This is a genomic window from Azotobacter armeniacus (genome assembly GCF_054779355.1).
In genome coordinates this window covers 45,488-56,516 of record NZ_BAAGYK010000036.1, presented here as the reverse complement: position 1 = coordinate 56,516, position 11,029 = coordinate 45,488, and the positions used below count along the sequence as shown (strand labels likewise).

Genomic DNA, 11,029 nt, shown 5'->3' with positions numbered 1-11,029 from the left:
CCTCCCTGAAGGAACGTCCTGGCAAGCAACTCGGCCTGCTCCGGCGTCGGGTAGAAGCGATATTGGAAGGGGCGCTCTGCGAGCGCCGCGCTATCCCGCCCCAGCCTAAAGGCCGAGGTTTCTCGCGCAAAACGGATGAATACGGATATAAAAGGAAGGAATGGAATGACGAGTGATGAACAACGCATTCGCGAACTTGCCTATCAAATCTGGCAATCCGAAGGCTGTCCCGACGGCCAGCAGGATCGCCATTGGCAGATGGCCTGCAAACTGGCCGAGGCCGAGTTGCAGGCCTCTGCGCCGGAGCCCCGTACCCGCAAGTCCGCTACCATGCGCAAGGCCGGCCCCGCCACCAAGCCAGTGGAGGTCCCGCCCGCTGCCAACGGCGAAATCCCAGCCAAGCCGGCCAGGAAGAAGCCGCGTGCCACGCGCACACGGCCGTTGAGCCCTTGAGACGCAGGTACGGATCGACTGCCGACCTATGGAGACTTCTCACGAAAGATTCCGTCCGCCAAGGACAGCGCGGCCAAGGCCGCTCGCGTCAGCACTGGCTGAGTCCTTGAATTTCAGAATATTTGAGCGATTGCAAGGAGGCACGAACCTGATCGCTTGCTGCTTGCTGCGCAGCAGCGCATCGTTGAAACGGAACGGAGACGCCTTCCCCTCAGCAGTCGGAGAAATGAGCATGGATCGGCACAAGAAGACCATAGCACCTCAGGTGAAAATCCCGTCCCGCATCCGCGAAGGCCTGCCCTTCCCCCTGGGCGCGACCTGGGACGGCCTGGGCGTCAACTTCGCGCTGTTCTCCGCCCACGCTACCAAGGTGGAACTCTGCCTGTTCGACGAGGCCGGACAGACCGAACTGGAGCGCATCGAGCTGCCCGAATACACCGACGAGATCTGGCACGGCTACCTGCCGGAGGCCCATCCGGGACAGGTCTACGGCTACCGGGTGCACGGTCCCTACGAACCGGACGCCGGACACCGCTTCAACCCCAACAAGCTGCTGATCGATCCCTACGCCAAGCAGCTGGTTGGCGAACTGAGTTGGTCGGAATCCCTGTTCGGCTACACCATCGGCCACCCCGACGCCGATCTCAGTTTCGACGAGCGCAACAGCGCCCCCTACGTACCCAAGAGCAAAGTCATCGACCCGGCCTTCACCTGGGGCCGCGACTGCCCGGTGCAAATCCCCTGGGACCGTACCATCATCTATGAAACTCACCTGCGCGGCTTCACCATGCGTCATCCTGCGGTGCCGGAAGCGCTACGCGGCACCTGCGCCGGACTGATGGAACCAGCAGTGCTGGACTACCTGCGCCAGCTCGGCGTCTCGGCGATCGAGCTGCTGCCGGTCCACGCCTTCGTCCAGGACCAGCACCTGCTGGAAAAGGGCATGAAGAACTATTGGGGCTACAACACCATCGGCTTCTTCGCCCCGCACCCACGCTACCTGGCCAGCGGCAAAATCCAGGAATTCAAGGAGATGGTCGCCCACCTGCACCATGCCGGCCTCGAGGTGATCCTCGATGTGGTCTACAACCACACCGCCGAGGGCAACGAGCTGGGCCCGACCCTCTCCATGCGCGGTATCGACAACGCCACCTATTACCGCCTGATGCCCGATGACAGGCGCTACTACATCAACGACTCGGGCACCGGCAACACCCTCGACCTGAGTCATCCCTGCGTGCTGCAGATGGTCACCGACTCGCTGCGCTATTGGGCCACGGAAATGCACGTGGACGGCTTCCGCTTCGATCTGGCGACCATCCTCGGCCGCAGGCCGGAAGGCTTCGACGAACGCCACAGTTTCCTGGTCGCCTGCCGCCAGGACCCGGTGCTGCGTCAGACCAAACTGATCGCCGAACCCTGGGATTGCGGCCCGGGCGGCTATCAGGTCGGCGGCTTCCCACCCGGCTGGGCGGAATGGAACGATCAGTTCCGCGACACCATGCGCGCCTTCTGGAGAGGCGATGAGGATCAGATGGCCGATATCGCCTGGCGTCTCACCGCCTCGGGCGATCTCTACAACCAGCGCGGCCGCCGGCCGTTCGCCTCAATCAATTTCATCACCGCCCACGACGGCTTCACCCTCAACGATCTGGTGTCCTACAACGACAAGCATAATGAGGCCAACGACGAGAACAACCAGGACGGCACCGATCACAACCTGTCCTGGAACCACGGTGTCGAGGGCCCTACCGACGACCCGGAAATCAGGGCCCTGCGCTTTAGGCAGATGCGCAACCTCTTCGGCACCCTGCTGTTCTCCCAGGGCACGCCAATGATCGTCGCCGGCGACGAGTTCGCCCGTACCCAGCACGGCAACAACAACGCCTACTGCCAGGACAGCGAGATCGGCTGGGTCGACTGGAACCTCAGCGAGGACGCCAAGGCGCTGCTGGAATTCGTCCGTCGCCTGATCCGCCTGCGCCTGCGCTTTCCCATCCTGCGCCGCGCCCGCTTCCTGGTTGGCGCCTACAATGAGGAGCTGGGCGTCAAGGACGTGACCTGGCTGTCGCCCAGCGGCGACGAGATGACCACCGAGCAATGGAAAGAAGATCACGGCCGCTGCCTGGGCATGCTCCTCGACGGCCGCGCCCAACCCACCGGCATCCGCCGCCCCGGCGCCGACAGCACCCTGCTGCTGCTGGTGAATGCCCACTACGACCTGGTCAACTTCCATCTTCCGCAGGTTCCCCAGGGCAGCCGCTGGAAGCGCCTGGTAGACACCCACAAGCCGACCGCAGACGACGAGCGGTTCGCCTTCGGTAGCCAGTACGGCGTTACCGGCCGCTCGCTCCTGCTATTCGAACTGATCAAAAGCGCTGGCCGGGCATCCTGAACGCCTGCCATGCGGACCAGAGCAATTTTGACGGGCTGCGTTCATGGTCCGCCCCTGGCAGAGCTGCTTCACGGAATGGGATAGCCCACCGGCGCCCCGTACCGCTCGCGAAAAAAGGGGAACCCCCCATCAGTGGAGCTAGTCTTGTTAATAGGTACGGCAGTACCTCGACTGGCCAGGCCAAGCGGCGACCAGCCTACTTTCAATATGCAGGAGAGGAAGGCTTACATGAAAATCCAAGAAATTATGACCCGTGATGTACAAACCATCCGCGCCGACCAGAGCATGCGCGAAGCGGCCCAGATTATGGACCAGATCGACTCCGGTGCCCTGCTGGTCAACGAAGGCGACCGTCTGGTGGGCATGCTGACCGACCGCGACATCGCCATCCGTGCCGTGGCCAAGGGAATGGACTGCGATACGCCGGTGCGCCAGGTAATGACACCCAACGTGTGTTACTGCTTCGAGGACGAGGAGGTGCAGCATGTCGCCGAAAACATGGCCGACATCCATCTGCGCCGCCTTCCGGTAATGAGCCGTGAGAAGCGCCTGGTTGGCGTGGTTTCGCTGGGCAATATCGCCGAATGTCACAACCCCTCGGTCAGCGATACCGTGCTGCAGGGCGTGGCCCAGGCGCACTGACATCGGAGCAAACCGACTACCCTCCGGGGAGGTGCATATGAAAGCGGTAGTTTTCCATGATGTCGGCGATATTCGCCTGGATGATGTACCGGATCCCCAAATCGAAGCGCCGACCGATGCCATCGTCCGTCTGACTGCCTCGGCTATCTGCGGTACTGACCTGCACTTCATCCGTGGCACTGTCGGCGGCATGCGCCCGGGCACCATCCTCGGCCACGAGGGAGTCGGTATCGTCGAGAAACTAGGGGAGGAGGTACGCAATCTGCAGATCGGCGATCGCGTGGTGATCCCTTCCACCATTGCCTGTGGCAACTGCTCCTACTGTCGCGCCGGCTACTATGCTCAGTGCGACGTGGCCAACCCCAATGGCAAGGAAGCCGGCACCGCCTTCTATGGGGGCCCGGCGCAGAGCGGGCCCTTCCAGGGACTACAGGCGGAAAAGGCGCGGATCCCCTTCGCCAACATCGGCCTGGTCAAGCTGCCCAGCGAAATCAGCGATGATCAGGCCATCCTGCTATCGGACATCTTTCCCACCGGCTATTTCGGTGCGGAAATGGCCGAAATCGACGACGGCGATACCGTCGCCGTGTTCGGCTGTGGTCCGGTCGGCCAGTTCGCCATTGCCAGCGCCAAGCTTCTCGGCGCGGCGCGGGTGTTCGCCATCGACCAGTGCGAGGACCGTCTGCAGATGGCTCGCCAGCAAGGCGCGGAAACCATCGACTTCAACCGCGAGGACCCGGTGCAGACCCTGCGCCGGCTGACCGACGGGATCGGCGTCGACCGCGCCATCGATGCCGTGGGCGTGGATGCCGAACACGAACACGCCCACCTGCATGCCCACGACCCCGAGCAGGAGGAACGCTTCGCCCGCGAAGTCGCAGCCGTGGCGCCACGGACTCATCCCGAGGGGAACAACTGGCACCCGGGCGGCGCGCCCAGCCAGGCGCTCGAGTGGGCAGTCGAGGCATTGGCCAAGGCCGGCACCCTGTCGATCATCGGGGTCTATCCGCCGCAGGCACACAGCTTTCCCATCGGACTGGCGACAGAGAAGAACCTGACCATCAACATGGGCAACTGCCATCACCGCAAATATATTCCCAAGCTGATCGAACTGATTCTGGCCAAGCGCATCGATCCAGCGAAGATCCTCACCCAGATCAAGCCCATGAGCGATGCCATCACCGCGATCAAGGCCTTCGACCGGCGCGAGCATGGCTGGATCAAGGTCGAGCTGCATCCACAACAGATGCAGGGCAGCCGCGTGGGTAGCGAGGAAGTGTTGACTGCAGAAGGGTTGAACGCGGAAAGTCTGCTCGATGAAGGCATCGAGGAGACTTTTCCCGCCAGCGATCCGGTCTCCGTCACCCGCCGGCCGGAACAGCGCTGAGCATCGGCGGAAGGCCCATGCCTAGTGGTTTGTGGGTTGATCGGCTGATTCGGGCGACCGAGGTCCCGAGACAAGACACTGCTTTTCGCCATGACCTAGCCATGGCGAGGAGCGGCAATGCCGTGACGGAACCGCAGACGCCGGAATTTCCCCATAGAATCAACTCAATAAGCCCTGGCATCCGCATCGGCCTTGCCGGGGGGCATTACCCTCCTGGGCGCGTCACCGTCTATCCCAGAGGACTGGCGCAGAAGGGCGAGCTGCAGTTTGCCTCGCGGGCGCTGGACAGCATCAAGATCGACGGTTCCTTCTGCGTCCTGCAGCCTTTCCGAGCGCCATGCCGAAACCCCGGAGGCACGCCGGCGGCGCCAGCAGCTCGGCTTGGACTGTGCCCTGCAGTCGAAAGCACAAGGAGCCGTTACGTGAGCCAACCCTACAGCGGAGACCAGCGAGTCGAGTCACTGCACATTCTCACGGTGAACACCCACAAGGGCTTCACCGCGCTCAATCGCCGCTTCATCCTGCACGAACTGCGCGAGGCTGTGCGCAATGTCTCGGCCGACCTGGTCTTCCTCCAGGAGGTGCTCGGTACCCACGAGCGTCATGCCCGGCGTCACCGCAACTGGCCGGAAACGCCGCAGTACGAATTTCTCGCCCACACCATGTGGAATGACTTCGCCTACGGCCGCAACGCCGTCTACCCGGATGGCGACCACGGCAACGCCGTACTCTCCAAATACCCCATCCAACGCTACAACAACCTCGACATTTCCGTCCCCGGCCCAGAGCGCCGTGGCCTGCTGCACTGCGAACTGGCAGTGCCGGGGCAGCCGCAAGTACACGCGATCTGTGTACACCTGGGCCTGCTCGAAAGCCACCGACAGAAGCAGCTCGGCCTGCTCTGCGAGCTGGTCGAATCCCTGCCGGCCGAAGCGCGCATCGTGGTTGCCGGGGACTTCAACGACTGGCGCCTGCGCGCCAACGCCCAACTGCGCTGCTCCGGCCTGGTCGAGGCCTTCGAGCAGGCCCATGGCAAGTGCGCGCGCAGCTTCCCGGCGCGCTTTCCACTGCTGTGCCTGGACCGCATCTACGTGCGCAACGCCATCCCGCAAAATGCCAAGGTCCTCTCCCACACCCCCTGGCCCCACCTCTCCGACCACCTGCCGCTGGCGGCGGAGGTGCTGCTATGAGATTTTCCTGGCGAAGCGGCAACCGCCTGTGCCTGCTGGAAAACGGCGAGGAGTTCTTTCCCCGCGTGTTCGAGGCCATTCGCCAGGCCCGCCAGGAAATCCTCATCGAGACCTTCATCCTCTTCGAGGACAAGGTCGGCAACGAACTGCACCAGGAACTGATCGCCGCCGCGCGGCGCGGCGTGCGCATCGAGATCACCGTGGATGGCTATGGCTCGGCGGACCTGACGCCGGAATTCATCACAGCCATGACCGAGGTGGGTATCCGCATCCGCATGTTCGATCCGCGGCCGAAGTTCATGGGCATGCGCACCAACCTGTTCCGCCGGCTGCACCGCAAGATCGTGGTGATCGACGGCGCTCGCGCCTTCATCGGCGGCATCAACTTCTCCGCCGATCACCTGGGCGACTTCGGCCCGACCGCCAAGCAGGACTACTCTGTCGAGGTGGTTGGACCGGTGACCCGCGATATCCAGCGCTTCGCCCTCGCCAGCATCGCCGGCGAAGAACCATCCCGGCTCTGGTGGCGGCGGCACCGCGTCAAAAACGGCGCCAACGGCCAACCAGCGGCGGACGCGGGGACGGCCCAGGTACTTTTCGTCACCCGCGACAACCGTAATCATACCAATGACATCGAGGAGCAATACCTGCAGGCCATCCGCCTGGCGACCCACCGGCTGGTGATCACCAATGCCTACTTCTTCCCCGGCTACCGCCTGCTGCGGGAGATCCGCCGAGCCGCAAGGCGCGGCGTCAAGGTGGAGCTGATCCTGCAGGGGCAACCGGACATGCCGATCGCCACCTTCGGTGCACGTCTCTTCTACGAGTACCTGCTCAAGGACGGCGTAATCATCCACGAATACTGCGACCGCCCGCTGCACGGCAAGGTCGCCCTGGCCGATGACGAATGGGCCACCGTTGGCTCGAGCAACCTCGACCCGCTGAGCCTGTCGCTCAATCTGGAAGCCAACCTGATCATTCGCGATCGTGCCTTCAACCAGGAGTTGAGCGAGCGGCTCGACCGGCTGCGGCGCAATCACTGCCAGCGCATGACCAAGGAGAAGATCGCCCGCGACGCCTGGTGGCGCCTGCCGCTGGCCTTCCTCGCCTACCACGCCCTCACCCACTTTCCGGCCTGGGTCGGCTGGCTGCCGGCGCACAGCCCGAAGGTGGAAGTTCTGCAGGGCTGTCCCCCGCCGGATGACGGCAACGACCTGCGCCGGCCCAGCCCATGAAGCACTCCACCTCCCTTGCCGCACGAATCCGCAGCCGCTGGCCGCTTGTCCGGCGCCTGCTCTTCTGGGCCTTCTTAATTCTGGTGGCATGGCTGCTGTTCAGTCTGGCACGCACCATCGAGTGGCGGAACGTCCTCGCCACGCTGGCCGGCTATCGCCTGAGCACTCTGCTGCTGGCCCTGAGCATCGCCGCGGCCAGCTTCCTGCTCTACAGCTGCTTCGACCTGCTCGGGCGCCGCTACGCCCATCACCATCTGCCCCCACGCCAGGTGCTGGCGGTGACCTTCGTTTGCTATGCTTTCAACCTCAACTTCGGCGCCTGGATCGGCGGCCTTGGTCTGCGCTACCGGCTCTATTCGCGCCTGGGCCTGGAGCCCCTGCAGATCGCCCAGATCTACAGCCTGAGCCTGACGACCAACTGGATGGCCTACCTGCTGCTGGCCGGCCTGGCTTTCGCCGCCGGCACCGTGCGACCGCCTGCGAACTGGGCGATCGGCCTGCCCAGCCTGCGAGCCCTGGGCTTCCTGCTGCTGCTCCTGGCCGGGCTCTACCTGCTGCTCTGCGCCTTTTCCCGCCGCCGCGTCTGGACCGTGCGTGGCCATTCGATCGGCCTGCCGAGCCTGCGCCTGGCTCTATTGCAGCTCGCCCTGGGCAGTGGTAACTGGCTGCTGATGGCGCTGGTCATCCATACCCTGCTGCAGCAACAGGTCGACTATGGCGCAGTGCTCGGGACGCTGCTGATCGCCAGCATCGCCGGACTGATCGCCCATATCCCTGCCGGCCTCGGCGTGCTGGAGACGGTGTTCGTCGCCCTGCTCCACCAGCAGATCGAGCGTGATAGCCTGCTGGCCGCGCTGATCGGCTACCGGGCGATCTACTACCTCCTGCCAATGCTGGTCGCCAGCCTCGTCTACCTCGCCCTCGAAGCGCAGATAGAACGGATGCGGCGGAGGGCTGCCGAGAAACTGATGTAGGCCGATGCGCCTCCGCCCCGTGCCTTTCAGAGGCGCAAGTGCCTGTTTCAGCCAAGCTCGAAGGAAGTCACCCCATAAAGGCGGTTCAACCCTATGTCCGGTTCAGGCCCCGTGTACATTCGCGCCGTCTCGAACACCACTTTCATTGCGTACCGCTCGGCCAGCTCGATCGCTTCCCGGTTGACTTCCGGTACATCCAGATAAAACAACTCCGTGGCTTCGAGTCCGGAGCGGAGTTTCAAAAAGAGCGATTCCGCCAATGCCGGCGTGTCGGCGAACAAGGGGCCTATCTTGTAACCGGAGCGGCACTTGCGCAGGACGCCATAACCGGCAAGACGGCCATTTTGCATGATCCCCAGCGCCTTGCAGTCGCCCTGATTGATCCAGCAGTTGAGAAAGTCCGTGCGAGGCTCCGGAAAGAAAGCCCTGTCATACGCATCGACTTCCTCGAGCGGCAAAGAGGCCAAGTTTGCAAATTCGTTCGTGCTCTCGGAAGCGATGGCACTACCTTGTCCCTCATAGCGCACATTGCGGTATGCCAACTTGAAACCGTATTTCCTGTAGTTGTCCTGCTGTGCGACAACTCCATCGAGACCGATATTCCGTCCTTCGAGATACTGGGTCGCGGCCCTCAGGAGCTGAGTGCCATAACCTTTACCACGATATTCCGGCTTGACAATGTAGAGCCCAATGAAGCCAAACGAGTCGCCATATTTGACTGCGGAAATCGTGGCGATCGGCTCATCGTTCAAAAGTCCGACCAGGAAACCGTTCGGGTCAGCCGCATAAAAACACTCCGCATCATGAATGCCTGGATTCCAGCCCTCCCTGGCCGCCCAGTCAATCATGAGCTCAACCTCATTACGACTCATGGTGCTGATTTCATAAGTTTCCTGCTGCATACATCCCCCTTGAGATTGATATCTTCATTTATCGATCAATGCCTCATAACGGGCGACTGCAACAAGGTAAAGCGTAGTACAGGCTCGGTCGTCGGCGCCGCATGCAAGCCTTCTACCATCAAGACCATTGCCCTACGCTTATCTACACCAACTGAAAGCAGCCAGTTATAGCTGACAACAAGACACTACAGAATACAGTGATATCACTTGCCTACCGTTGCCGGCGGTAAGCGCACGATTTTTTATTCTCGCAGCACTGCCTCCACTCCTTGCACTGGGCAAATATATTCGGCCAGTGTGCCTTCACCCCAGGCGGCAATCCAGCCAACCTTTAATATTTTGGCAGGATTTATATATAAACCCTTAACGACATCATTTCCGACCAGCTCCAATGGCCTTATCCCGTTCTGGCCATCGCACCAGCCCGCCCCCATCAAAGTTGGAGACTGCAGCCCAATATCTCCAGAGCTCATCAAGCGGCCTCGGAATCAGCGATTCGATTCAACCCATCATCCTCCACAGCTCTACTGCACCGCTCCTGCCAACCCCCAAACGACGCTTCCTCCTCTTCCCGATCCATTCCTTTTCCTGATTGCCATTAGGATCAGTGATGCACAGCGTTTCTCGGGTGAAGGCTTTCATCCCCTTGATTTCCGATTTACGGATATTCACAGTGTAGTACCGACTCGCTTGCCGAAGGCCGGCCTGTTGCCTTTAGAGACGATCAGTCTATAATCAGCCACCGTGGAACTCGCAGCACCGCCAAGGCGGCGGCGAGAAAGAAAAGGCCAGGTACGCTCACGAACGTCCTGGCCTATTTTTCAGCCTTTTATAGACAATCGGTCCAAAAATGAGACAGTGCATGTTCAAGGCGATCCTGATCGAGAAGGACGAGGCGGGTTATCGCGCGCGAAGCACCACGCTGGACGAGGCGCAACTGCCCGAGGGCGATATCACCGTGCGGGTGGACTGCAGCACGCTCAACTACAAGGATGCGCTGGCCATCACCGGCAAGGGGCCGGTGGTGCGCAAGTTCCCGATGGTGCCAGGGATCGATCTGGCCGGTACGGTCGAGGCCAGCACCAGTCCGGCGTTCAAGGTCAACGATCCGGTGCTGCTCAACGGCTGGGGCGTCGGCGAGACGCATTGGGGCGGGCTGGCCCAGAAGGCGCGACTGGAAAGCCGCTGGCTGATCCCCCTGCCCCAGGGCTTCACGCCTCGCCAGGCCATGGCCGTCGGCACTGCCGGCTATACTGCCATGCTCTCAGTGCTGGCCCTGGAGCGCCACGGCGTGACGCCCGAACAGGGCGAGATCCTGGTCACCGGCGCCAACGGCGGAGTCGGCAGCTTCGCCATCGCCCTGCTCGCCCGCCTGGGCTACCGGGTGGTCGCCTCCACCGGCCGCCCGGAACAGGCCGACTACCTGAAAAAGCTTGGCGCCAGCGAGATCATCGATCGCACCACGCTCTCCGAACCCGGCCGTCCACTAGCCAGGGAGCGCTGGGCTGGCGTGGTCGACTCGGTGGGCAGCCATACCCTGGCCAACGCCTGCGCCGCCACCCGCTACGGCGGCACCGTCGCCGCCTGCGGCCTGGCCCAGGGTATGGACTTCCCGGCCACGGTGGCGCCCTTCATCCTGCGCGGCATTAGCCTGGCCGGCATCGACAGCGTCATGCGCCCACGCGAGGACCGTATCGCCGCCTGGGAGCGCCTGGCCCGCGATCTCGACCTGTCGCTGCTGGACGACATCACCCGCGAGATCGGCCTGGAGGAGGCCATTGCCATGGCCGGCGAACTGCTCGCCGGGCGGGTGCGCGGGCGGATCGTGGTGGATGTGAACCGCTGAGCCCG

9 protein-coding genes and 1 pseudogene are annotated in these 11,029 nt (G+C 62.7%); 8 read left to right on the top strand and 2 right to left on the bottom strand.

All coding sequences use genetic code 11. From position 1 onward, the window contains the following. Positions 1–14 precede the first annotated feature (14 nt). Positions 15–188: pseudogene (locus ACYVD0_RS08865) on the bottom strand (helix-turn-helix domain-containing protein); the annotation flags it as partial. Between ACYVD0_RS08865 and ACYVD0_RS08860 the strand changes: the two are divergent. The 7 genes from ACYVD0_RS08860 to ACYVD0_RS08830 all read left to right on the top strand — a co-directional run bounded on the left by ACYVD0_RS08860 (position 136) and on the right by ACYVD0_RS08830 (position 8,276). Next, positions 136–453 (top strand): DUF2934 domain-containing protein, encoded by a 318-nt coding sequence (locus ACYVD0_RS08860; protein WP_460426484.1) that lies wholly within the window; start codon positions 136–138, stop codon positions 451–453. The pseudogene ACYVD0_RS08865 and the gene ACYVD0_RS08860 sit on opposite strands and share 53 nt — an antisense overlap. Positions 454–685: 232 nt before the next feature. Then, entirely contained in the window at positions 686–2,848 is a 2,163-nt protein-coding gene (gene glgX, locus ACYVD0_RS08855; RefSeq protein WP_460426483.1) for a glycogen debranching protein, read from the top strand. 228 nt (positions 2,849–3,076) lie between these two features. Next, a complete protein-coding gene (locus ACYVD0_RS08850; protein ID WP_460426482.1) occupies positions 3,077–3,490 on the top strand; it encodes a CBS domain-containing protein in 414 nt (137 codons plus the stop codon). Between the two features lie 37 nt (positions 3,491–3,527). After that, positions 3,528–4,877 (top strand): zinc-dependent alcohol dehydrogenase, encoded by a 1,350-nt coding sequence (locus ACYVD0_RS08845; protein WP_460426481.1) that lies wholly within the window; start codon positions 3,528–3,530, stop codon positions 4,875–4,877. Positions 4,878–5,299: 422 nt separating this feature from the next. Then, positions 5,300–6,067, top strand: coding sequence for an endonuclease/exonuclease/phosphatase family protein (locus ACYVD0_RS08840; RefSeq protein WP_460426480.1), 768 nt, complete (start codon positions 5,300–5,302; stop codon positions 6,065–6,067). Then, entirely contained in the window at positions 6,064–7,302 is a 1,239-nt protein-coding gene (gene clsB, locus ACYVD0_RS08835; protein WP_460426479.1) for a cardiolipin synthase B, read from the top strand. The genes ACYVD0_RS08840 and clsB overlap by 4 nt, the downstream gene beginning before the upstream one ends. Next, positions 7,299–8,276: a putative bifunctional lysylphosphatidylglycerol flippase/synthetase gene (locus ACYVD0_RS08830; protein WP_460426478.1), complete on the top strand. Its 978-nt coding sequence runs from the start codon at positions 7,299–7,301 to the stop codon at positions 8,274–8,276. The genes clsB and ACYVD0_RS08830 overlap by 4 nt, the downstream gene beginning before the upstream one ends. Positions 8,277–8,323: 47 nt before the next feature. On the opposite strand, the gene ACYVD0_RS08825 is transcribed toward ACYVD0_RS08830, so the two are convergent. Beyond that, a complete protein-coding gene (locus ACYVD0_RS08825; RefSeq protein ID WP_460426477.1) occupies positions 8,324–9,178 on the bottom strand; it encodes a GNAT family N-acetyltransferase in 855 nt (284 codons plus the stop codon). Between the two features lie 862 nt (positions 9,179–10,040). On the opposite strand from ACYVD0_RS08825, the gene acuI reads away from it, so the two are divergent. Next, complete coding sequence (gene acuI / locus ACYVD0_RS08820) at positions 10,041–11,024, top strand: MDR family oxidoreductase (protein WP_460426476.1); 984 nt, start codon at positions 10,041–10,043, stop codon at positions 11,022–11,024. The last annotated feature ends 5 nt before the right edge of the window (positions 11,025–11,029 follow it).